General features: G+C 70.2%; 23 protein-coding genes. 15 read left to right on the top strand and 8 right to left on the bottom strand.

Going from position 1 to position 21,419, the window contains the following annotated elements:
• Positions 1 to 8: 8 nt before the first annotated feature.
• From CAM01S_RS04910 to CAM01S_RS04890, 5 genes are all read right to left on the bottom strand, one after another.
• Positions 9 to 389, bottom strand: a complete 381-nt coding sequence (locus CAM01S_RS04910; RefSeq protein WP_245631540.1) for a VOC family protein — start codon at positions 387 to 389, stop codon at positions 9 to 11.
• Positions 390 to 454: 65 nt separating this feature from the next.
• Positions 455 to 1,705, bottom strand: coding sequence for an MFS transporter (locus CAM01S_RS04905; RefSeq protein ID WP_066517266.1), 1,251 nt, complete (start codon positions 1,703 to 1,705; stop codon positions 455 to 457).
• Positions 1,702 to 2,370 carry an HAD hydrolase-like protein gene (locus CAM01S_RS04900; protein ID WP_066517264.1) on the bottom strand — a complete coding sequence of 223 codons (669 nt, stop codon included), beginning with the start codon at positions 2,368 to 2,370 and terminating at the stop codon, positions 1,702 to 1,704. Before CAM01S_RS04900 ends, CAM01S_RS04905 begins: the two co-directional genes overlap by 4 nt.
• A gap of 27 nt (positions 2,371 to 2,397) precedes the next feature.
• Positions 2,398 to 3,093, bottom strand: a complete 696-nt coding sequence (gene nucS, locus CAM01S_RS04895; RefSeq protein ID WP_066517262.1) for an endonuclease NucS — start codon at positions 3,091 to 3,093, stop codon at positions 2,398 to 2,400.
• A gap of 9 nt (positions 3,094 to 3,102) precedes the next feature.
• Positions 3,103 to 4,404 (bottom strand): MFS transporter, encoded by a 1,302-nt coding sequence (locus CAM01S_RS04890; protein ID WP_083527773.1) that lies wholly within the window; start codon positions 4,402 to 4,404, stop codon positions 3,103 to 3,105.
• A gap of 98 nt (positions 4,405 to 4,502) precedes the next feature.
• On the opposite strand from CAM01S_RS04890, the gene CAM01S_RS04885 reads away from it, so the two are divergent.
• The 3 genes from CAM01S_RS04885 to CAM01S_RS04875 are packed head-to-tail and all read left to right on the top strand — an operon-like array spanning position 4,503 to position 8,580.
• The gene (locus CAM01S_RS04885; protein WP_066517261.1) at positions 4,503 to 5,630 is read left to right on the top strand and encodes a LacI family DNA-binding transcriptional regulator; all 1,128 of its coding nucleotides are present in this window, start codon (positions 4,503 to 4,505) and stop codon (positions 5,628 to 5,630) included.
• Between the two features lie 42 nt (positions 5,631 to 5,672).
• A complete protein-coding gene (locus CAM01S_RS04880; protein ID WP_066518555.1) occupies positions 5,673 to 7,637 on the top strand; it encodes a M13 family metallopeptidase in 1,965 nt (654 codons plus the stop codon).
• 7 nt (positions 7,638 to 7,644) lie between these two features.
• Positions 7,645 to 8,580: a serine hydrolase gene (locus CAM01S_RS04875; RefSeq protein WP_066517260.1), complete on the top strand. Its 936-nt coding sequence runs from the start codon at positions 7,645 to 7,647 to the stop codon at positions 8,578 to 8,580.
• A gap of 24 nt (positions 8,581 to 8,604) precedes the next feature.
• Here the strand turns inward: CAM01S_RS04875 and CAM01S_RS04870 are convergent, their stop codons facing one another.
• Positions 8,605 to 9,273: a DUF4232 domain-containing protein gene (locus tag CAM01S_RS04870; protein ID WP_066517257.1), complete on the bottom strand. Its 669-nt coding sequence runs from the start codon at positions 9,271 to 9,273 to the stop codon at positions 8,605 to 8,607.
• A gap of 147 nt (positions 9,274 to 9,420) precedes the next feature.
• Between CAM01S_RS04870 and CAM01S_RS04865 the strand changes: the two genes are divergently transcribed.
• Positions 9,421 to 9,729, top strand: coding sequence for a hypothetical protein (locus CAM01S_RS04865; RefSeq protein ID WP_157071430.1), 309 nt, complete (start codon positions 9,421 to 9,423; stop codon positions 9,727 to 9,729).
• Between the two features lie 59 nt (positions 9,730 to 9,788).
• Here CAM01S_RS04865 and CAM01S_RS04860 read toward each other — a convergent pair whose 3' ends face one another.
• Positions 9,789 to 10,190 (bottom strand): NUDIX domain-containing protein, encoded by a 402-nt coding sequence (locus CAM01S_RS04860; RefSeq protein WP_245631539.1) that lies wholly within the window; start codon positions 10,188 to 10,190, stop codon positions 9,789 to 9,791.
• Positions 10,191 to 10,201: 11 nt separating this feature from the next.
• Positions 10,202 to 11,494 (bottom strand): glutamyl-tRNA reductase, encoded by a 1,293-nt coding sequence (locus tag CAM01S_RS14945; protein WP_066518552.1) that lies wholly within the window; start codon positions 11,492 to 11,494, stop codon positions 10,202 to 10,204.
• Between the two features lie 51 nt (positions 11,495 to 11,545).
• Here CAM01S_RS14945 and hemE point away from each other — a divergent pair, with 51 nt between their 5' ends.
• The 11 genes from hemE (at position 11,546) to hemL (ending at position 21,382) form a co-directional block, all read left to right on the top strand.
• The gene (gene hemE, locus CAM01S_RS04850) at positions 11,546 to 12,715 is read left to right on the top strand and encodes a uroporphyrinogen decarboxylase (protein ID WP_217999718.1); all 1,170 of its coding nucleotides are present in this window, start codon (positions 11,546 to 11,548) and stop codon (positions 12,713 to 12,715) included.
• Complete coding sequence (locus CAM01S_RS04845) at positions 12,712 to 14,058, top strand: protoporphyrinogen/coproporphyrinogen oxidase (protein ID WP_066517252.1); 1,347 nt, start codon at positions 12,712 to 12,714, stop codon at positions 14,056 to 14,058. The genes hemE and CAM01S_RS04845 overlap by 4 nt, the downstream gene beginning before the upstream one ends.
• A 102-nt stretch (positions 14,059 to 14,160) precedes the next feature.
• On the top strand, positions 14,161 to 14,460 hold the full coding sequence (locus CAM01S_RS04840) for a hypothetical protein (RefSeq protein WP_066517251.1): 300 nt from the start codon (positions 14,161 to 14,163) through the stop codon (positions 14,458 to 14,460).
• Positions 14,457 to 14,912, top strand: a complete 456-nt coding sequence (locus tag CAM01S_RS04835) for a phage holin family protein (protein WP_066517249.1) — start codon at positions 14,457 to 14,459, stop codon at positions 14,910 to 14,912. The genes CAM01S_RS04840 and CAM01S_RS04835 overlap by 4 nt, the downstream gene beginning before the upstream one ends.
• Positions 14,913 to 14,934: 22 nt before the next feature.
• Complete coding sequence (locus CAM01S_RS04830) at positions 14,935 to 15,177, top strand: hypothetical protein (protein ID WP_066517245.1); 243 nt, start codon at positions 14,935 to 14,937, stop codon at positions 15,175 to 15,177.
• An 87-nt stretch (positions 15,178 to 15,264) separates the two neighbouring features.
• Complete coding sequence (gene hemQ / locus CAM01S_RS04825) at positions 15,265 to 15,993, top strand: hydrogen peroxide-dependent heme synthase (RefSeq protein ID WP_083527825.1); 729 nt, start codon at positions 15,265 to 15,267, stop codon at positions 15,991 to 15,993.
• The gene (locus CAM01S_RS04820) at positions 15,990 to 17,222 is read left to right on the top strand and encodes a ferrochelatase (RefSeq protein ID WP_083527772.1); all 1,233 of its coding nucleotides are present in this window, start codon (positions 15,990 to 15,992) and stop codon (positions 17,220 to 17,222) included. Before hemQ ends, CAM01S_RS04820 begins: the two co-directional genes overlap by 4 nt.
• Complete coding sequence (hemC, locus tag CAM01S_RS04815; RefSeq protein WP_066518526.1) at positions 17,219 to 18,199, top strand: hydroxymethylbilane synthase; 981 nt, start codon at positions 17,219 to 17,221, stop codon at positions 18,197 to 18,199. Before CAM01S_RS04820 ends, hemC begins: the two co-directional genes overlap by 4 nt.
• 38 nt (positions 18,200 to 18,237) lie before the next feature.
• Positions 18,238 to 18,993, top strand: a complete 756-nt coding sequence (locus tag CAM01S_RS04810; protein WP_066517244.1) for a uroporphyrinogen-III synthase — start codon at positions 18,238 to 18,240, stop codon at positions 18,991 to 18,993.
• On the top strand, positions 18,990 to 20,054 hold the full coding sequence (gene hemB, locus CAM01S_RS04805) for a porphobilinogen synthase (protein ID WP_083527769.1): 1,065 nt from the start codon (positions 18,990 to 18,992) through the stop codon (positions 20,052 to 20,054). The genes CAM01S_RS04810 and hemB overlap by 4 nt, the downstream gene beginning before the upstream one ends.
• The gene (hemL, locus tag CAM01S_RS04800; protein ID WP_066517243.1) at positions 20,051 to 21,382 is read left to right on the top strand and encodes a glutamate-1-semialdehyde 2,1-aminomutase; all 1,332 of its coding nucleotides are present in this window, start codon (positions 20,051 to 20,053) and stop codon (positions 21,380 to 21,382) included. The genes hemB and hemL overlap by 4 nt, the downstream gene beginning before the upstream one ends.
• Positions 21,383 to 21,419 lie beyond the last annotated feature (37 nt).

Below are 21,419 nucleotides of genomic sequence, written 5' to 3'. Positions count from 1 at the left end.
TCGGTCGCTCAGTCCGCGAGGACGCTGAAGATGTTCCCCGACGGATCGGTGAACCAGGCGATGATCGGACCGCCTCCACGAGCGATCCCTCGCTCATCGGTCAGACCCGGATACTGCTCGAACACCACGCCTCGCGCAGCGAGTGCCGTGACCGCCGCGTCGACGTCCGGCACTGGGAAGTTCAAGACCGTGAACGACGCCGGCCGGTGCGCGGCGCCCTTCGGGTACACGAGCACCGAGTGGCCGCCGCCGAGCGCGATCCGAAGCATCCCGTTCTGCTCGTCCACCGCGAGTCCGAGGACGCGCTCGTAGAAGTCGCGCGCCGGCCCGATGTCGGACACGGAAAACCCGCTGAACGCAGCGGTGGCATCGACGATCGGACCCGTCATGCGCTGCAGTATCGCACCGGACGCACCGGCGCGGTAGGGCCCCTGGTCGTGGCGCTCGGACCCGATCAGCGCACCGACCGCGATGCGGCGGTTCCGGCCACCCCGAGCAGGATGGTCGCCGCGAACACGACGAGCAGGGGCACGGTCCACGCATTGCTCGCCTCGTGCAGACCACCCATGACGAGCGGTCCTGCCGCGCCGATGAGGTAGCCGCCGCCCTGCACCACTGCCGAGGTCCGACGCGCCTGGTCGTCGTTGCTCACGAGCCGGACGATCACGATGAAGATCACCGTGATGCCACCGCCCTGCGCAGCGCCACCGAGAATCTCCCACACCAGCCAGAGGTGCGGTGCGAGCAGCAGCCCGAGCGGCATCGCCACCCACAGCACGGCGATGAGCGCGATGATCGCTCGAGGGCGCCACCGCGTCGCCAGCGCCGGCACGCCGAGCGCACCGACCACCGCCAGGATCTGGAAGACCGACGATGAGGCTCCGGCGCTCGCCGGGTTGAACCCGATCCGGTCGTGAAGCAGCGTCGGGATCCAGGCGGTGAGCGCGTAGTACGCGAATGCCTGCCCACCGAACGCGAGCAGAAGACCCACGATGACCGCGCGCGGAACAGGCGCTGCGTTCGGGTCGTTTGTGGGCCTCCGGATCGCGTCGGCGTCCAGCACCTGATCGATCGGGCCGGTCTTCGGAACGGAGGCGCGACCTGCTTCCGTCACCGTCGCTCCAGACCGCCACGCCATGCGTCCGGCGAAGACGCTCCACGCGCCCAGCGCGATGAGCACGATGACGCCCCACAGGGCGATCGCGACGGGCCATCCGACGACGGTGGCGAGCGGGGCAGTCCCGAGCGACGTGATCATCGATCCGACGTTGAGCGCTGACGTGTACACGCCGGTGACGAGTCCGACGCGCGCCGGACTGGAGTCCCTGCGGATGACCACCGGGATGACCACGTTGCCGATCGTGATCCCGACGCCGATCACCGCGGTGCCGATGAGGAGGGCCGCGGCTGAGCCTCCTGATCGGATCACGGTGCCGAGGAGCACGACAACGAGCGACGCGGTGACAGCGCGCTCCGGGCTGAAACGACCGATGAGCCAGCTCGCGAGCGGAGTCGCCAGGGCGAAGCACAGCACGGGAATCGTGGTGACGAGTCCGGCGGTGGCGGCAGAGATACCGAGATCGGATCGGATCGCGCCGATCACCGGCGCGGGCGCCACGATGGGGCCGCGCAAGTTCAGGGCGATCACCACGATGACCGCGGCGAGCGTCCACGGCGCTGCGCGAAGCGCGCTCGTGCTGCTCACGCGTGATCCGGGAGCAGCATCGGCAGCAGGTCGAGCGGTTGGGCCGCGACCGCGATGGCGCCGCGCGCCTCGGCGGGCTGCCCGTAGCCCCACGCGGCGAAGATCGTGGGCACGCCGTTCGCGGCCGCACCGGTCACGTCGTGGCTGCGGTCGCCGATGAGCACCGGCCGGCTGATGTCGAATCCGCGTCCCCCAAGCCGTCGAAGCGCTTCGGCGACGACGTCCGCCTTGTCACTGCGGGTTTCGTCATCACTCGCACCGGTGATGACGTCGATATCCCGCGTCAGCCCATAGCGTTCCAGCATCGCGGTCGCCGGCGTCTCCGGCTTGCTGGTGGCCGTCGACATCGGCACGCCCGAACGGTGCAGCGTCTCGATGACCGTGTCGATTCCGGGGAACATGCGCGAGTCCAGCACGCCGTGCGCAAGGTAGTGCGCGCGGTAGATCGACAGGGCACGCGCTTCCGTGGGGGGATCCATGTGCAGTGCCGAACGGAAGGTCTCGAGGATCGGCGGACCGACGAATGTCAGCAGTGTCTCGAGCGGGGGCACGGGGAGCTCGAGCTGGTCGAGCATGTATCGCAGCGAGTCGACGATCCCGGGGGCGGAGTCGCTGATCGTGCCGTCGAGGTCGAACAGGACTGCGGTGAACGGGCGAGTCGACATGTTGTCGCCAGCCTATCGGCGGGTGCGTCAGAACAGGCGCGCGTGTCCGCTCTCGATGCCGCGCATGGCGTCATAGTCGAGCACCACGCAGCGGATTCCGCGGTCTTCGGCCAGGGTGCGAGCCTGCGGCGCGAAGGTCTGCGCGGCGAGCACACCCTGCACGGGGCGGAGGAGCGGGTCGCGATTCATGAGCTCGAGGTAGCGCGTGAGCTGCTCGACCGCGTCGATGCCGGCGTTCCGCTTCATCTCGACGGCGACACTCGCTCCAGCATCGTCGCGCGCGAGGATGTCGACCGGTCCGATCGCGGTCATGTATTCGCGGCGGACAAGGGTATGGCCGTCGCCGAGGAGCTCGATCTGCTCGGCGAGGAGTTGCTGCAGATGCGCTTCGACCCCGTCCTTCACGAGTCCGGGATCGACGCCGAGATCGTGCGAGCTGTCCGAGAGGATCTCGTGGATCGACACGATCAGTCGGTCCTGGGTCTTGCGTTGGGTGACCGTCCACACCTCGTTGATCCCCGCCGACGCCTGGTCGGCGTCCGGCTCGGCGACGGCGAGCGTGCAGGGCGGGCTCATCCAGTTCAGCGGCTTGTAGCTTCCGCCATCGGAGTGCACGAGCAGCGACCCGTCCGCCTTGATCATGAGCAGGCGCGTGGCGAGCGGCAGGTGTGCGGCGAGACGGCCGGCGTAGTCGACGGAGCAGCGGGCGATGACGAGACGCACCCGACGACTCTAACCGGCGCGAACGTCGCGCCCTGTCCTCGGCCGGAGCGCCTGGGGCTCGCGCGCCGCACCGGACACCACCCCGGCCGCGATGACGAAGACGAGCACCACGAGCAGCGCGTGCAGCAGCCCGGTCTGCTGGCCGATGAATCCGATGAGCAGCGGCCCGGCCAGGAATGCGAGGTACCCGATGGTTGCGACCGCACTGACGCGCGCCGCGGCGACCCGCGGATCGCCCGCCGCGGCCGACATGCCGACGGGGAAGCCGAGCGACGCGCCGAGTCCCCAGCAGATCACGCCGACGATCGCGATCGCGGTGTTCGGCACGACGATGAGCAGCGAGAGACCGATGATCGCGAGGATCGCGGAGCCCCGGAGGACCGGAACCCGTCCGAATCGGTCGATCACGACGACGCCGAGGATCCGGCCGACGGTCATCGATGCGACGAACACGGAGAGCACGGCACTCCCACCCGCGTCGGTGAGCCCATGACCGTCGACCATGGCGAGCGCGAGCCAGTCGTTCGCCGACCCCTCGGCCAGCGCCATGCCAAGCACGATGATGCCGATGAGGAGCGTCCCGGGCATCGCCCAGACGGCCCATCGGCCGGGTACTGCGGGCATGCCGCCGGTCGGGATGCCGGACGAGAGCGGGTCGAGGGCCGGGTCGGCGGCTGCGGGCGCGTGGTGCGCCTCCGATTCGTCTCCGATGCGGTGCTCGTCGTGAAACCACCGCACGGCGGTCAGGAAGGCGGCGGCGAGGATCACCGCGGTCCCACCGAAGTGCCAAACGAGCGGGACCTTCGCGGCCTCCGCCAGCGCGCCGAGTGCGGCGCCGCCCAGCGTGCCGAGCGAGAACGCCGCGTGGAACAGCGGCATGATCGTGCGCGTTCCGGCGCGTTCCGCGGCTGCGCCGGAGACGTTCATGGAGACGTCGCAGAGCCCGTTCCCGAAGCCGAACACGAAGAGGCAGGGCATGAGTCCGGCGATACCCCACCGGAGGCTCACCACCAGTCCGGCGGCGAGCAGGCCGACACCGAGGCACGCCGTCGCCACCTGCACGCCGTGTCGGGCGCCGAAGCGACTCACCACGTGGCCGGCGACCGTCAGCCCGAGGATCGACCCGACCGACATGCCGACGACGAGCAGCGCCATCTCGACGGTCGAGGCGTGGAGGCTGTCGCGCACCGTCGGAACTCGTCCGAGCCAGGTCGCGATGGCGAGCCCGGACAGCGTGAACACGACGAACACGCTGTTCCGCCACGCGACGACCGTGATTCCCCGATCGGTTGCGGCGACGGTGGCGGTCATATCGGTCAGCTCTCGAATCGCTGGATGACGTGAGGACAGCAGGCACCGATGCGAATCGAATCGATTCGACATCGAACCCGGGCTACGCTAACAACCCCATGGACCCCAATGCAACCGTCGACGCGCAATCGGGCGGCGGGCGGCGCCCCACGCTCGCCGCCGTCGCTCGTGCCGCCGGCGTCGCCGCGTCGACCGCCTCGCTGGTCTTCAGTGGCGCTGGACGCGTCGCTGAGGCCACGCGTGAGCGCGTGCTTGCCGCTGCCGCGGACCTCGGCTACGACGGGCCCGACCCGCGGGCCCGATCCCTGCGTCGCGGCCGGTCCGGAGTGATCGGAGTGGTGCTCGACGAGCGCCTCAGCGACGCATTCCGTGATCCGGTCAATGTGCTCACGCTCGACGGCATCGCCGAGGTTGCCGGCGAGCGCGACGTGTCGCTCATGCTCATCCGCAGCCCTCGGGACCACCAGCGCTACGGGCCCCTCGTCGATGCACCGGTGGACGCCGTGATCCTGATCGGCTGCGGACTCCGCATCGATCCGGCGATCGCGGTGTTGCGGCGTCGGCGGATCCCGGTCGTCGCGGTCGAGGCGGACGAGATCGACGGAGCGGTTCCGATCCAGCTCGACAACCGTGAAGGCTCGCGACGCGCGGCCGCGTTCCTCCGCGACCTCGGACACCGGGACGTCACGGTCGTCGCGCTCCCGCTCGAGGACAGCGGTCGCCGCGGCTGGATCAGCGAGGAGGACCTGCAGCGTGCGACTTCGTTCCCAGCGCTCGAACGCCTCCGGGGCGTCCGCGGGGTGTTCCCGGCGGCGCGCGCACTCGCCACTGCGGGCAGCACGGTGCACGAGGGGCGCCTCGCCGGCGCTGCGCTCTTCGGGCCGCAGGTCCCCGCGGATGCGCGTCCGACCGCGATCGTCGCGCAGAGCGACCTGCTCGCCGTCGGCGTGATCTCGGCGGCGCTCGAGCACGGCCTCCGCGTCCCGGAGGATGTCAGCGTGGTCGGGTTCGACGGCATCCGTGTCGATGACAGCCTGTTCCACAGTTCGCCGATTCGAGCGCTGACGACGCTCGTGCAACCGTTCGTGCAGAAGGGCCAGGCGGCTGCGCGGGCCGCCCTCGCCATGATCGACGGCGAGCCGGCCACCCCCGCGGCCTTCCGCTCGCAACTCCGGATCGGCGACACGACCGCCGCGCCGCGGACCGCGGTCGCACCGGCGGTCTGAGGGCTGGGTGCACGCCGCCGACGGGCGGATATCGTGGTCGACATGACCGACGCTGCGCTGACCACAGGAATTCAGACCGACGACCTCGACGCAACGCTCGGGCCGAAGGACGACCTGTATCGCCACGTGAACGGCAAGTGGATCGCATCGACGCCGATCCCGGACGACAAGGCGCGGTACGGCTCGTTCACGATCCTCGCCGAGGAGGCCGAGGTCGCGGTCCGCACGATCATCGAACGCGCCCAGGAGGCCGAGCCCGGCACCGAGGCCCGGAAGGTCGGCGATCTGTACGCGAGCTTCCTGTCCGAGGGGTTTCTCGAGACGCTCGGCTCGCAGCCCATCGATCCCCTCTTCATCGAGATCGCCGGGATTGAGGACATCCACGGCGTCCTGCGAATGGCCGGCCGGTTCGAGCGCCTCGGGGTGTCCAGCTTCATCAAGCTCTTCGTCGACAACGATCCCGGCGACCCGGAGCGGTATGTCGTGTTCTTCGAGCAGGCGGGCCTCGGCATGCCCGATGAGTCCTACTACCGCGAGGAACGGTTCGCGAGCATCCGCGACAAGTACCGTGAGTTCCTCGGCGCGATGTTCGATCTCGGCGGGTTCGCGCAGGCCGCGGACCGCGTGCAAGACATCATCGACCTCGAGACGGCGCTCGCCAAGTCGCACTGGGACAACGTGACCACCCGCGACAGCCAGAAGACGTACAACCGCATGTCCTGGCTCGACGCGGCCGGTCTGGCAGAGGGCGTGCATCTGTCCGAGTGGGTGAACGGCATCGCCGCGCCTCCTGGGGTGTTCGACACGGTCGTCGTGCGCGAGCCGTCGTTCCTGACGGGCCTCGCCCACGAGCTCACTACCCGTCCGATCTCGGTGTGGCGGGACTGGCTGCGCTGGCAGGTGCTGCGCTCGTACGCCCCCTACCTCAACACCGGATTCGCGTCGACCAACTTCTCCTTCTATGGCACGGCGCTGACCGGCGTCACGAAGCAGCGCGACCGCTGGAAGCGCGGTGTGTCCCTCGTCGAAGGCGTGATGGGCGAAGCCGTCGGGCGGATCTACGTCGAGGAGCACTTCGACCACACGGCGAAGGCGGCCATGGATGACCTCGTCGCGAACCTCATCACGGCCTACCGCGACAGCATCGCCGGGCTCGACTGGATGACTGAGGAGACCCGGCGCAGCGCCCTGGCCAAGCTCGAGAAGTTCACCCCGAAGATCGGCTACCCGGCCAAGTGGCGCGACTATTCGGCACTCCAGATCTCCGCGGACGACCTCATCGGCAACGTGCAGGCTGCGGCATCCTTCGAGGTCGACCGGGAACTCGGCAAGATCGGCAAGCCGATCGACCGTGACGAGTGGTTCATGACCCCGCAGACCATCAACGCCTACTACAACCCGGGCTTCAACGAGATCGTGTTCCCCGCCGCGATCCTGCAGTACCCGTTCTTCGACGAGTCCCGCGATGCAGCCGCGAACTACGGTGCGATCGGCGCCGTGATCGGCCACGAGATCGGGCACGGATTCGACGACCAGGGGTCGCAGTACGACGGCGACGGACGCCTCCACAACTGGTGGACGCAAGCGGACCGCTCGGCGTTCGAGGAGCGCACGAAGGCGCTCATCGCCCAGTACAACGAGCTCACGCCACGGGAGGTGCCAGACGCGCACGTGAACGGGGCCCTCACCATCGGCGAGAACATCGGGGACCTCGGTGGCCTCGCCATTGCGTGGAAGGCGTACCTCATCTCGCTCGACGGCTCCGAGCCTCCGGTCATCGATGGTCTCACCGGCGCCCAGCGGTTCTTCCTCAGCTGGGCGCAGGCGTGGCGGATGAACATCCGCCCGGAGGAGGCGCAGCGCCTGCTCTCGATCGACCCGCACTCGCCGAACGAGTTCCGCTGCAATCAGATCGTCCGGAACATCGACGAGTACTACGCCGCGTTCGACGTGCACGACGACGACCCGATGTACCTTCCCGCGTCGCAGCGGGTGCGAATCTGGTGACGATGTGATGGTCGAACCCGACGCTCCGTCGCGCCGCGGCCGGGCTTCGGGCGGCGGAGCCGATGACCGCGACCGAGACCGTCCGCGCCGTGGCGGACGCCATCGCGGAAGCGGCGACGAACGCTTTCCCGCGACCATCGCGGCGCTCGGCGCGCTGGCCCGTGACGATGCCCGGGTGAGCGCATCCGTCATCGACACCGCAAGCGGCCGCGCGTTGCTTGCGGTGGACGAGCGGGTCGCGCTGCCGATCGCAACGCTCGGGAGGCTCCTCCTCCTCGTCGAGGTCGCCGCGCGCCTGGAAGACGGCGGGTTCCACGGCGAGCGGCTGCAGCGCATGGCCCGCGATGCTGCAGCCGGGCCCGGCCTGTGGCAGTTCATGCAGGAGCCGACGATGCAGGTCGCCGACCTCGCGACGCTCGTCGGCGCGACTGCCGACGCGTGGGCCTCCAATGCGCTCCTGGCGATGGTCGGGCTCGATGCCGTCCGCACGCGAGCCGAGGCGCTCGGCATGGACCGGACAGCAGTGCTCGACCGCAACCGGGACCGCCGCGGTCCGGACGATGCGCCGGACACGGCGGTGGGTTCGACAGCCGAGCTGAGCTGGCTGATGCGCGGGCTGGCGCTCGGCGAGGTCGTCGACGAATCGACGAGCAACCGGGTTCTGGGATGGCTGTCGCTGGCGTCCGATTTCGCCGGCGTCGCCGGATCGTTCGGGCTCGACCCGTTCGCCCACCGGGACATGGCACACGGGCTGCAGGCGGTCGCCGCCACCGGCTCGGCGGCGGGAGTGCGTGCCGAGGCGGGAGTGCTTCGAGGGCCCTCGCGCTCAGTGTCCTACTCGGTCACCGTCGCGTACGACGACGACGGCCTGCAGCGCCGACTCGCCGTCGGAGAAGCGCTCCGTGCGCTCGGCGCCGAACTGCTCGACGCCGTACACGGCTGACCCTCCCGATGTCGCCGTCCGTCGTCAGTCCGTCGCCTGTCCCTGCGCGACGACAGCCTGCACGTCGAGGAGCGGTGCCGCGGTCGACGCACAGGCCGTGTATCCCGACGCCTTGATGTACAACGCGGTCGTCGAACCGGGCGGGTACACGCGGAACCCGTCCGCCGGGGTCGGGGTGCACGAGGCGCTCGGATAATTGCCGGCCTGTGCGATCTTCAGTGGCGCGACCGCGGTCGCTCCCGGTGCCAGCGTCACGGTCGGGTGCGGTGCGGCCCGATCGAGCGTGGCCGGTGCACCGAGCTGCGTGCCGTTCCCGTCGCCGACGAAGGACACGCCCGGCCACCCTTGAAGCACGCACGTGGTGCTTCCCGTGTTCTTGAACGTGAGGTGGATGATCGTGCTGCCGGCCGCCCCGCCGCTACCCGGTTCGGTGCCGCCGGTGAGCTCGGTGGTGCTGCAGAGCGTGCCGCTGACGCTGCCGCCTGTGTCGCCGCCCTGACCGTCGGTTGCGGACGCCGACGGGGTCGAGGAGTCCGAGGCGCTCGCCGACGACGACGGCGACATGCTCGAACTCGCTGCCGCGCTGCTCCCGCCGGCGGTGGGCGCGGTCGCACTCGACGCGCATCCGGCGAGCGTCGCTGCGGCGACAACGCCGAGCGCGAGGGCGAACGAGATGCGGTTCCTGTCGGTCATAAGGCCAGGCTTCCATGCGGAGCACGCGAATGCGTGGAATGAGGCGCGATCGTGACTGAATATCGTCCGAACGGCTCTGCCTGTGCTGGGGCACAATCGGTGCTGACGGCGTCGATGGCGACGCTTCGAATCGAAAGGTGGTCCGAGATGGCTGGACGACACGAGGGCCCGCGGGACGCGGCCCGCACCGACGGTGTGGTGAGCGAGGGCGGCGAATACGTCGACTCGGAGATCCCCGGCGACGCTCCGGTGAGCCACGACGGGCGCGCCGGCGAGTATGTCGAGAGCGAGATCCCGGGCGAGGTCGAGCCGGACCGCGCGGGCGTCGGCGCGTATGACCAGTCTGAGATTCCGGGCGAGCAGACTCCCGTCGACGAGGGGGTCGGCCACTATGTCGACTCCGAGATCCCGGGAGACCGCGACGAGGCGGACGCGGAGCCGGGCGCACGCGACTGACGCGGCGCGTCCGCGACTGACTGACTGACTCGGCGCGTCGGCGACCGCCGCGCTTCTCGTCAGTCGATGAGGCCCGCTGCGATGAGCAGGTTCAGCGTCGCCACACCGGCAGGCGGGCATCGATCCTCGTCGACGCTCGTCACCCATTCGATCGCGTCGACCTCACCGGCCGCCATGGGCTCCTGGTCGTCTGCCCCATCGCCGGCGAGAAACAGACGCATCATGACGCGTGCGCCGGGTCCCTGGTCGTGTGCGTCGGTGGTGACGGTGGCGAACCAGGTGAGCGCTTCTGGCGCGACCCGGAGGCCGGTCTCTTCACGCGCCTCCCGGCTGGCGGCGGCGGCGCCGGATTCGCCCGGCTCGACCTTGCCCCCGGGCAGATAGAGCACGTCGCGGCCGCGGCTCTGCACCATGAGGACGCGACGCTCCCGAACGACCACGAGTGCGCTCACGTCGAGCACGAGCGGGAGGCTCAGGAAGCGTCCGCAGCGTCGTCGCGGTCGTGCATCGCGCGCTCGGCGAGCGGCACCACGGTCGGAAGGGCCGCGGTATCCGGCTCCGGTTCGATGCCGAAGACCGACTGCAGCCCGCGCGCGAACTCGTCCGCCTGGCCGGCGGCGCCGAGCTCACGGGCCCGTACGGATGGTCGGTGCAGCAGCACGCCGACGAGGTGTCGAAGCGCGCGCTCCGTCTGCTCGGAGTCGCCGCGTCCCCGGGCTCGCTCGATCTCCTGGTCGAGCAGGTCGAACACATGCTTCCGGAGCGCGACGAGCGCCGGCGCGGCAGCCTGCTCGCGGCGCGCTGTGCGGAAACGGGTGACGGCGTCGTCGACGATGGCCCGCGCCTCCGACTCGGCGTTCAACTCGGCGACCGGCGCATGCAGGCTGATCGTCTCCAGGTCGAGGAGCTCGACGTTCGGACGGTCAGCCACGCGATGATCGACGTTCCGGGGCATGCCGAGGTCGATCACGAGACGGCGGACGTCGTCGGCGAGCATCGGGACGGTCACGATCGGCGTCTCGCTCGTCGTGCAGGTGACGATCACCTGGCATGAACGAATACCGGCGCGAAGGTCGTGCACGGCCGTGAGGTCGTGCTTCGCCGCGAACCACGAAGCGCGGCCTGAGGGGGAGTAGACCGCGATGTCCTGGACGCCGCGGTCACGGAGCGATGCGACCGTCGTCGCCGCGTACCGGCCTGTGCCGACGAGGAGGACCTGCGTCGCCGCCCAGTCCGTGACGCGAGAGGACGCCAGCTCAAGCGCGAGCCGTACCAGCGAGCGACCGGCGGCACCGATTCGGGTCCGGGTCTTGACACCGCGCGACGTGTGCGCCGCCTCCTGGAAGAGTCGTTCGAGCTCGGAGGTCGTGGTCCCGTTCGTTCGCGCTGATTCCAGGGCGCGACGCACCTGGCCGGAGATCTCGGTCTCGCCGACCACGACCGATTCCAGTCCGCTCGACACGGCGAAGAGGTGTTCGACGACGGTGTTGCCGTCGAGCACCGACAGGGACGCACGAACCGCCGACGGAGTCAGCTCGCTCGCGGTCGAGACGGCGTCGATCGTGGCGGAGACCGCTCGGTCCGCGGCGCCGTCGGCGACATCGAGATACGCCTCGAACCGGTTGCAGGTGGCGAGCACGATCGCGCCGTCGAGGAGTTCGGAATTGCTGACGAGGGCTTCCGCGGCGGCGGGTGCACCGATGCTCAGTCGCTCCAGGAGATCGAAGCTGGCGTTGCGGTACGACGCCGTGAGACAGATGAGCACGCCCTCCATGCTAACTCCGGGGAGGATGCCAGGATCCCGGGTGGGACACTGGTGCGCGTGAGCGACCCTTCAGCCCTCCTCGACCAGGGCCATTCCCCCCTCCCGAACGACCATCCACTGATCGACGGTCGCACAGCTCATGCCCCGCTGATCCGAGCGCTCCGCGGCGACCGTCCGGAGCGCCTCCCGGTCTGGTTCATGCGGCAGGCAGGCCGGTCGCTCCCCGAGTACCGCGAGCTCCGCGTCGGGACCGCCATGCTCGACGCCTGCCTCGACCCGGCGATGGCGTCCGAGATCACGCTTCAGCCGGTTCGCCGCCATCACGTCGATGCCGGCATCTTCTTCTCCGACATCGTGGTGCCGCTGCGTCTCGCCGGGGTCGACGTGGAGATCGTGCCTGGCAAGGGTCCGGTGCTCGGCGCGCCGATTCGCACGCCGGAGGCTGTGGCCGCGCTTCCGGCGCTCGACCCGTCCGCGCTCGCGCCGATCACCGAGGCCGTGCAGCGCACGGTCGCCGAGCTCGGTTCCACGCCGCTCATCGGATTCGCCGGCGCGCCATTCACGCTTGCCGCCTACATGGTCGAGGGCGGTCCGAGCAAAGACCACACGGCCGCGCGGGCGCTCATGCACGCCGACCCGGAGACGTGGTCGCGGCTCCTCGACTGGACAGCGGATGTGTCCGGGGCGTTCCTGCGCTCACAGGCGCTCGCAGGCGCGTCGGCGGTCCAGCTGTTCGACTCGTGGGTCGGGTCGCTGTCACGGAACGACTACGTCGATCGGGTGAAGCAGCACTCCGCCCGCGCGCTGTCGCACGTCGAAGACCTCGGCGTTCCGCGCATCCACTTCGGCGTGGGCAGCGGTGAGGTGCTCGGCGATATGGCCTCGGTCGGCGTGGAGGCCGTCGGCGTGGACTGGCGGGTTCCGCTCGCCGAAGCGGTGCATCGGATGGGGCCCGGCATCACGGTGCAGGGGAACATCGATCCCGCGCTGCTCGCTGCACCCTGGCCGGTGCTCGAGCGTCACGTCCGCCGGGTGATCCAGTCGGGCGCGCTCGCTCGGGCCCACGTCGTGAACCTCGGGCACGGCGTCCCGCCGGAGACCGACCCGGACGTGTTGACCCGCATCGTCGAACTGGTGCACGGGCTCGGTTCCGGAGTGACCGGGGCGGCTGGGCCGATCGGGGCGGCCGGGGCGGCCGGGGCGACCGGGGCGGGCGCGTGACCGATGTCATCGTGGTCGGCGGCGGAGTCGCCGGCCTCGTCGCCGCTCGCGACCTGGCGAAGGGCGGTGTCCACGTGACGCTGCTCGAGGCAGACGCTGCGCTCGGCGGCATGGTGCAGAAGCACACGCTCGCCGGCATCGACCTCGATCTCGCTGCCGAGTCCTTCGCGACGCGCGGCGACCACGTGCGGCGGCTCGCGATCGAGCTCGGCCTCGGCAACGAGCTGGTCGAGCCCGACAAGCGCGGCGCCTGGGTGATGACCAAGGACCGCCGCGTCGCCCCCTTGCCGGCTGCGGGCCTCCTGGGAATTCCGAGCACGCCGATGGCCGCTGACGTCATCGCCGTCGTCGGCACATCCGGAGCGGTGCGCGCACAGATGGACTCGCTCCTCCCGGCGACGGTCGGCGCCAAAGCGGCGACACTCGGCGAGCTCGTCCGGCGGCGGATGGGCCAGCAGGTGCTCGACGACCTCGTCGTCCCGGTCGCCGGAGGCGTGCACTCGACGCACCCGGACCAGCTCGACCTCGACCGGGTGGTGCCGGGCCTCCGGGCTGCACTCCTTCGCGAGGGATCCCTCGCCCGCGCGGTCGTCGCGCAGCGGGCCAAGGCGCCAGCAGGGTCCGCGGTCGGCGGCATCCGCGGCGGGATCAGCCGACTCGTCGATGAGCTCGCGGCCGACATGGAGACGTACCACGTCGACGTTCGGCTCGGGATGCGCGCCGTCCGGATCGACGCACACGAGGTCGACGCGGCGCCGACGGACCCGGCAACGGGGCGCCCGGGGCCGGTGGAGCGCCTCCACGCCGACGCGGTGCTGTCGACCGTGGCCGATCCAGGCCGCCAGGCGGACGAGCGGGTGGACGGCATCGAGCTCGTCACCCTGGTCGTCGACCAGCCGGAGCTCGACGCCGCGCCCCGTGGCACGGGGATGCTCGTGCATCCGGACGCGTCGGGGATCGGCGCCAAGGCGCTCACGCACGCCACCGTGAAGTGGGCGTGGCTCGCCGACGCGGCGGGCGGGAGGCACGTGCTCCGGCTCAGCTACGCGCTCGCTCCCCGGGATGGCTCAGATGCGCATGGTGCCGGCTCGGCGCTCGCGGTGGACCCGTCGTCCGAACTGGCGGCGTCCGCTGTCGAGGACGCCGCGGCCCTCCTCGGCGTGCCGTTGCGAGCCGAGGAACACCTGGTAGCCGCGGACCGAGTGCGGTGGCGCGCGCCTGATCGCCGGGGAGCCGACTTGGCAGCGGGGGTCGTCGGGATCGGCGAAGTATCCGTCGGACGCGGTCTCGCCGGCGTCGTTGCGGCGAGCCGCACGTCCGCTGAGCGGATCCTGGACGACTGAGCGGACGCCCGAATCGGGCGAGGTCTAGGGTTGCAGACACTGGGTCGACACATGCCGGTCGGCGTATGACCGCAAGCTCATCACGACACGAAGGGTCCGCAAATGCGAGGCAGACTGATATTCGTTGCAGGGGCCGCGCTCGGATACGTCCTCGGGGCGCGAGCAGGCCGTGCGCGGTACGAACAGATCAAGTCGGTGAGCGGCCGATTCTGGAACAGCAGCGGCGTGCAGAAGCAGGTGCACGGGCTCGAGGACTTCATCGCCGACCGCACGCCTGATGTCGCGGAGCTGATCGGCGAGGCGACGAAGAAGGCCGTCCGCAAGGCGACGTCCCGCAAGCGCACCGACACCAACGCCGCACAGCCGAGCACGAACGGCTCGGCGGGGACCCCCGGATCATGACCGACACCCGGGAACGCCGCAGCAAGTCGTTGTTCGGCCTCGTCGCCGACGTGCCGCGGCTCGTCAAGGAGCTCGTCCGCGGTGAGCTGGCGCTGCTCAAGGCGGAGATGATCGCGAAGGCGAAGATCTTCGCGTTCGCGGCAGCCTTCCTGATCGCCGCCCTCGTAATCGTGCTCTACGCGATCGGCGTGCTCCTGACGGCGGCCGTCATGGGCCTCGCGACGGTGATGCCCGCCTGGCTCTCCGCGATCATCATCGCGGTTGCCATGTTCCTCGTCGCCGGACTCCTCGGATTCCTGGGTTGGAAGCGCCTGAAGGCCGGGCTGCCGCCGCTGCCGAAGCGCACGATGCAGAGCGTGAAGAACGACATCAGCGCGATCAAGGGCATGGGCAAGAAGCCAGAGCCGCCGGTGCAGCGCGCCGTCCGCAAACCCGACGTCCACCGCTTCTGACCGGCGACCAGCAGGAACATCGATGAGCGACAGCACCACTTCTGAGTTCGATCGTCTGAGTGACGCAGCGGCCGCAACGCGCGCGCAACTGTTCGACACCCTCGATGCGATCGAGGACAAGCTCAATCTGCCCAAACAGATCGGCATCGCGGCGTCGAACGTCAAGCGTGGCCTCAATGAGAACCCCGGGCCGTACCTGGCAGCGCTCGCAGCCGGAGTGGCAGTGGTCGGGGGTATCGTCGTTTCGGTGCTTCGCCGGCGCTGAGCCGCGTCAGGCACCCGCGCGGCAAGGGGGCCGCAGCGATCCCCCGGGCTGATTTCGGCCCAGCCGACCGATAGGACAATGGTTCTCATGAGTTCCAGCGCGCCCGCGCCCGTTCCATCGACCGACGCCGAGAACGCCGGTGTCGATCTCAGCCTGCTCACGGCGTACACGCTGTGGGCTGTGTTCCGTCGGCCGAGCGGCCGCGTCGAGCGAGCAGACGATGCCGCCGTCGCCGAACTCGACCACCTCGTCGCCGACGTCGCGACGCGCGACGTCACCATCCGCGGGTTCTACGACGTCTCGGGCCTGAAAGCCGACGCCGACGTCATGATCTGGCTGCATGGGCCGGACGCCGCGGAGATCCAGGCCGCGCTTCGCGCGATCCGTCGGACCGCGCTGTTCGCGGACCTCGAGCCCGTCTGGCACGCCATGGGCACCCATCGTGATGCAGAGTTCAACAAGTCGCACACGCCCGCGTTCCTTCGCGGCGTGCCGCCGCGCGAGTGGCTGACGGTCTACCCGTTCGTCCGATCGTACGAGTGGTACCTCCTGCCCGAGGCGGAGCGCCGACAGATGCTCGCCGACCACGGTCGGCAGGGTGCGAAGTTCAAGCGCGTGCTGGCGAATACCGTCGCGAGCTTCGCGCTAGGCGATTACGAGTGGATCCTGCCGCTCGAGTCGCCGGACCCGATCGACCTGGTCGATCTGATGCGCGATCTGCGCTACACGGAGGCCCGTCGTCACGTCCGCGAGGAGATCCCCTTCTACACGGGCCGTCGCGTCACCACCGCCGAGCTGCCGGAGGTGCTGTCGTGACCGACACGGCGAACATCACCAACGGCGAGCTCGTCCGATTCGCGACCGAGGCGGCCGCGTCAGGCCCCGAGCACGTCGAGACCCCCGTTCGGTATGACGCGATCCTCCTCGCCGGCTTCGGGGGGCCCGAGGGCCAGGACGACGTCATCCCGTTCCTCCGCAACGTCACGCGCGGGCGCGGGATCCCCGATGAGCGCCTCGAAGAGGTCGCGCACCACTACCGTCACTTCGGTGGGGTCAGCCCGATCAACGCTCAGAACCGTGCGCTCAAGGCGGCGCTCGAGGCGGAACTCGCTGCGCGTGGCATCGATCTCCCGGTCCTGTGGGGCAACCGCAACTGGGACCCCTATCTCGAAGACGCCGTCCGAGAAGCCGCGGATCAGGGGTTCCACAATCTCATCGCGATCGCGACGAGCGCGTACTCGTCGTACTCGAGCTGCCGGCAGTATCGCGAGGACTTCGCACGGGTGCTCACTGAGACCGGCCTCGCCGACGTGATCCGCATCGATAAGGTCCGGCAGTTCTTCGACCACCCCGCGTTCGTTCGGCCGTTCATCGACGGGCTCCGCAACGCGTTCGCCGAGGCGATCGCGGCGAATGAGGGGCTCGACCCGAGCACCGAACTCCAGGTGCTGTTCTCGACCCACTCCATCCCGTCGAGCGACGCCGCGAAATCCGGTCCGGACTTCCGGGGCTTCGGCCCGGATGGGGCGTACGCGGCCCAGCACACCGCCGTGGCGGAGGTCGTGATCGCGGCGGCGTGGGCGGAGTTCCTCGAGACGCCGCTCGGAAGCGGACTGCAGGGTGCGACCGTCCCTGGCTGGAAACTCGTCTACCAGTCGCGCTCCGGACCGCCGAGCCAGCCATGGCTCGAGCCCGACATCAACGACCACCTGCAGTCGCTCGCGGGAGGGCCGACGCGGGCCGTCGTCATCGTTCCGCTCGGATTCGTCAGCGACCACATGGAGGTCATGTGGGACCTCGACGAAGAGGCGACTGAGACAGCGGGCGAGCTCGGGTTCTGGTCCACCCGGACCCCCACGCCCGGCGTCGACCCGACCTATGTCGGCGGCCTCATCGACCTGGTGCTCGAACGCGTGAACGGCACGCCGACCGCCGACCGACCCCACGTCACCGATCTCGGCCCCTGGTACGACGTCTGTCGACCCGGATGCTGCGAGAACGTCCGCGCCGGCTTCAAGCCGGCCGCGGCCGGTGTCGCGCCGTGACCGACCAGCCGGACGTCATTCGGCTCGGCACCCGGGGTAGCCGTCTAGCCGTCGCACAATCGCAGATGGTTGCCGACCGGCTCTCGGCAGCGGCGGGCATGCCGGTCGAACTCGTGACCGTGACGAGCGAGGGGGACGTGAACCGCGCCTCCCTGTCGTCGCTCGGCGGAACCGGGGTGTTCGCGTCGGCGCTGCGTGAGGCACTCGCGGCCGGCGAGGTCGATGTGCTCGTGCACTCACTGAAGGACCTCCCCACCGCTCCGGCGCCCGGACTCGAGATCGCCGCGGTGCCGAAGCGCGCCGACGTCCGCGATGCGCTGTGCGCACGGAACGGCTTGACGCTTGAAACGCTTCCGGACGGTGCGAAGGTCGGCACCGGCTCGCCCCGGCGTATCGCGCAGTTGCTGCGTCGTCGACCGGACCTCACGGTGGTCGACATCCGCGGCAACATCGACACCCGGTTGGCGCGGGTCGAGGACGACCTCGACGCCGTCGTGCTCGCCGCAGCCGGACTCGAACGCATCGGTCGCCTCGCGGCAGCGACGGAGATGCTTCCGACCGGGTTCTGGCCCGCCGCACCCGGGCAGGGCGCGCTCGCCGTCGAGACCCGTGCGGGCGTGACAACGGCCTCGGGAGAGCCCTTCGGCGCGTTGCGGCGCGGCGTGCGGGGGATAGATCATCCCACCACCCGCCTCACGGTCACCGCCGAACGTGACGTGCTCGCTCGCCTCGAGGCCGGCTGCTCCGCCCCGATCGGCGCCTCGGCCGTCGTCGACGCCGAACTGCTGCTCGTGACCGCGACCGTCTACAGCCCCGACGGCGCTGATGCGCGAACCGCGTCGCACGGCGCCCACCTCGATCCCGCGCCGATGGACGAGCGCCTTGCGGAGGCACGCTCCGTCGCCGGTCGCGTCGCCGACGAACTGCTCGCGAACGGCGCAGCGGATCTCGCTGACATCGCCGCATCCTCCCGCTAGGAGCACCGACGGACACCGCACGAACTCCGACTGTCCTGGTGCCGCGCGGCGGCCCGTGGGGCGAGCGTGTCGCGGCGGCGGCGCGTGCCAGGGGGCTTGCACCCGTCGTGGTCCCGCTGATCGCCGCTGGCCCGCCGTCGGATCTCTCGCCGCTGCACGAGGCGGCGACCGGCCTCGTCAATGGCTCGTACGAGTGGGTCGTGGTGACGAGCGCCGCGGCGGTGTCCGTCGTCGCCGGGCGGGTGCCGGGCCTCCGGACAGGGTGCGGCGGAGTCCGCGTTGCCGCGGTGGGCGATGCGACCGCGGACGCGTGTCGCCAAGCGGGCTGGACCGTCGACGTCGTCCCGGAGGATGCGTCAGCCGCCGACCTGGCAGCGATCATGCCGCAGACGACGGGGCGCGTCCTCGTTCCTCGATCCGACCTCGCCGGGCCCACCCTCGCGCAGGCGCTTCGGGCGCGCGGAGCCGACGTGCACGACGTCGTCGCATACCGGACCGTCGGAACCGGAACCGACGCGCTCCGGTTCGACGCGCCTCCCGACGCGATCATGGTGACGAGCGGCAGCGTGGCGCAGCAGGTCGCCGCGCGCCTACGACCGCTCGACCCGTCGACGCGCATCGCCTGCATCGGCCCGCGCACCGCCGCAGAGACGCGGGCGATCGGACTGCCGGTGCACGTCGTCGCACACTCGCGCTCCGCGGAGGCGCTCCTCGATGCGATCGTCGCTGACCTCGAACACGTCCCACTCACCGAACCCGCAGCAGCACCCGCACCACCAGGAGAAGCCCCGTGACCACCCCATCAGTCGGCCGATTTCCCGCCGTTCGTCCGCGTCGCCTCCGCGCGACGCCGGCAATGCGCCGCCTGGTCGCCGAGACGCACTTGCACCCTGCGGAGTTGATCCTCCCGATGTTCATCCGTGAAGGGGCGACGGAGGCGATCGACATCGCGAGTATGCCGGGCGTGCGGCAGCACAGTCTCGACTCCTTCCGCCGAGCACTCGTGGAGGCCGCGGAGGCCGGGGTCGGCGGGGTCAACCTCTTCGGCGTCCCCGAGCACAAGGATGCAGCGGGCAGCGGCGCGACGGATCCCGACGGCATCCTCAACGTCGCGATCCGCGTCGCACGAGCGGAGGTCGGCGACGCGCTCGTCGTCCAGTCCGACCTGTGCCTCGACGAATTCACCGACCACGGGCACTGCGGGGTCCTCGCGGCAGACGGCTCGGTCGACAACGATGCGACCCTCGTTCGATACCAGGACATGGCGGTCGCGCAGGCGGAAGCCGGTGCGGAGCTCGTGTGCATGAGCGGGATGATGGACGGCCAGATCGCTGCCGCCCGGGAGGCCCTCGATCGCGCTGGTCACGGTGGAACGGCCCTCCTCGCGTACGCGGCGAAGTATGCATCCGCGTTCTACGGGCCGTTCCGTGAGGCGGTCTCGTCCTCGCTGCAGGGGGACCGCCGGACGTATCAGATCGACTCCGGGAACGGCCGCGCCGGGATCCGCGAGGTCTTGCTCGACATCGATGAGGGTGCGGACATCGTCATGGTGAAGCCGGCCATGAGCTACCTCGACGTGCTCGCCGAGGCCGCATCGGTGTCGCCGGTGCCGGTGTGGGCGTATCAGATCTCCGGCGAGTACGCGATGATCACGGCCGCCGCGCAGAACGGATGGATCGACCGCGATGCTGCGGCGATGGAGGCCCTGATCGGCATCAAGCGCGCCGGCGCGGACGCGATCCTCACCTACTTCGCTGTCGAGATCGCGCAGCGACTGACGAGCGAGGGGCTGCGCTCGACGGGTTCCACCGCGGCCGTCGCGGACCTCTCGATCACGGGAAAGGCCGACCGATGACGACGAACGATGAGCTCTTCACCCGGGCGAAGCATGCGATCCCCGGTGGCGTGAACTCACCCGTCCGCGCGTACGGCTCGGTCGGCGGAACGCCCCGATTCCTCGTCTCGGCATCCGGCCCGTATGTCCGCGATGCGGAGGGACGCGAGTACGTCGACCTCGTCGCGTCGTGGGGTCCGGCAATTCTCGGGCACGCGGCCGAACCGGCGGTGCGCGCGGTGCAGGACGCTGCTGCGCGCGGCCTCTCCTTCGGCGCGTCGACGCCGGGAGAGACCGAGCTCGCCGAACTCGTCGAACGTCGCGTCGCCGTCGACGGCGATGGCCCGGTCGAAAAGCTCCGCATGGTGTCGACCGGTACCGAGGCGACGATGACCGCGATCCGGCTCGCCCGCGGCTACACCGGCCGCGATCTGCTCGTGAAATTCGCCGGGCACTACCACGGACACTCCGACTCCCTGCTCGCGGAGGCCGGCTCCGGCGTGGCGACCCTGTCCCTCCCTGGCTCGGCCGGGATCACGGACGCGACCGCGGCGCAGACGCTCGTCCTGCCCTATAACGACCTCGATGCGGTTCGGGCGGCGTTCGACCAGCACTCCGAGCGGATCGCGGCGGTGATCGTCGAAGCGGCGGCGGCGAACATGGGCGTGATCGCGCCGGACGCCGGCTTCAACCGGGCACTCGCCGAGATTGTGCACGCACATGGCGCGCTGCTGATCCTCGACGAGGTGCTCACCGGATTCCGCGTCGGCGCGGCGGGCTGGTGGGGGCTCGAAGCATCGGGTGTTGTTCCCGACGGCACAGGCTGGAAGCCCGACCTGATCGCGTTCGGCAAGGTCATCGGCGGTGGGATGCCCCTGGCGGCACTCGGCGGCCGTGCCGACGTCATGGACTACCTCGCCCCGCTCGGCCCGGTCTACCAGGCCGGCACACTCTCCGGGAATCCGCTCGCTGTGGCGGCAGGGCTCGCGACGCTGCGGCACGCGACGTCCGACGTGTACGCAACGCTCGATCGCCTCGCGGACCTGCTCTCCGACGAGGTGAGCGGCGCCCTGACCATGGCCGGGGTCGCGCACACCGTGCAGCGGGCCGGTAACCTGTTCTCCTTCGCATTCACCGAGACGCCCCCGCGGACATACGACGACGTCCGTGCGCAGGAAGCCTGGCGCTACCCGCCGTTCTTCCACGCGATGCTCGATGCTGGCGTCACGCTCCCGCCGAGCGTGTTCGAGGCCTGGTTCCTGACGGCCGCACATGACGACAGTGCGATCAATCGCATCCTGGAGGCGCTCCCCGCCGCCGCCCGCGCTGCGGCGGCCGCACGGCCGTAGGTGCTCGGCCCGTCGCCAATAATGCAAGTCGCTATTG

The sequence above is a fragment of the Curtobacterium ammoniigenes NBRC 101786 genome (genome assembly GCF_001571045.1).
Classification (GTDB): domain Bacteria; phylum Actinomycetota; class Actinomycetes; order Actinomycetales; family Microbacteriaceae; genus Curtobacterium; species Curtobacterium ammoniigenes.
The sequence above is the reverse complement of the archived record's forward strand: the minus strand, read 5'-3'. Positions and strand labels throughout refer to the sequence as shown.

Excerpts from the sequence above, each read along its gene's own strand:
- CAM01S_RS04910 (WP_245631540.1), bottom strand. The coding sequence starts at position 389 with ATGACGGGTCCGATCGTCGATGCCACCGCTGCGTTCAGCGGGTTTTCC.
- CAM01S_RS04900 (WP_066517264.1), bottom strand. The coding sequence starts at position 2,370 with ATGTCGACTCGCCCGTTCACCGCAGTCCTGTTCGACCTCGACGGCACG.
- CAM01S_RS04890 (WP_083527773.1), bottom strand. The coding sequence starts at position 4,404 with ATGACCGCCACCGTCGCCGCAACCGATCGGGGAATCACGGTCGTCGCG.
- CAM01S_RS04885 (WP_066517261.1), top strand. The coding sequence starts at position 4,503 with ATGGACCCCAATGCAACCGTCGACGCGCAATCGGGCGGCGGGCGGCGC.
- CAM01S_RS04880 (WP_066518555.1), top strand. The coding sequence starts at position 5,673 with ATGACCGACGCTGCGCTGACCACAGGAATTCAGACCGACGACCTCGAC.
- CAM01S_RS04875 (WP_066517260.1), top strand. The coding sequence starts at position 7,645 with ATGGTCGAACCCGACGCTCCGTCGCGCCGCGGCCGGGCTTCGGGCGGC.
- CAM01S_RS04870 (WP_066517257.1), bottom strand. The coding sequence starts at position 9,273 with ATGACCGACAGGAACCGCATCTCGTTCGCCCTCGCGCTCGGCGTTGTC.
- CAM01S_RS04865 (WP_157071430.1), top strand. The coding sequence starts at position 9,421 with ATGGCTGGACGACACGAGGGCCCGCGGGACGCGGCCCGCACCGACGGT.
- CAM01S_RS04840 (WP_066517251.1), top strand. The coding sequence starts at position 14,161 with ATGCGAGGCAGACTGATATTCGTTGCAGGGGCCGCGCTCGGATACGTC.
- CAM01S_RS04835 (WP_066517249.1), top strand. The coding sequence starts at position 14,457 with ATGACCGACACCCGGGAACGCCGCAGCAAGTCGTTGTTCGGCCTCGTC.
- CAM01S_RS04830 (WP_066517245.1), top strand. The coding sequence starts at position 14,935 with ATGAGCGACAGCACCACTTCTGAGTTCGATCGTCTGAGTGACGCAGCG.
- hemQ (WP_083527825.1), top strand. The coding sequence starts at position 15,265 with ATGAGTTCCAGCGCGCCCGCGCCCGTTCCATCGACCGACGCCGAGAAC.
- hemL (WP_066517243.1), top strand. The coding sequence starts at position 20,051 with ATGACGACGAACGATGAGCTCTTCACCCGGGCGAAGCATGCGATCCCC.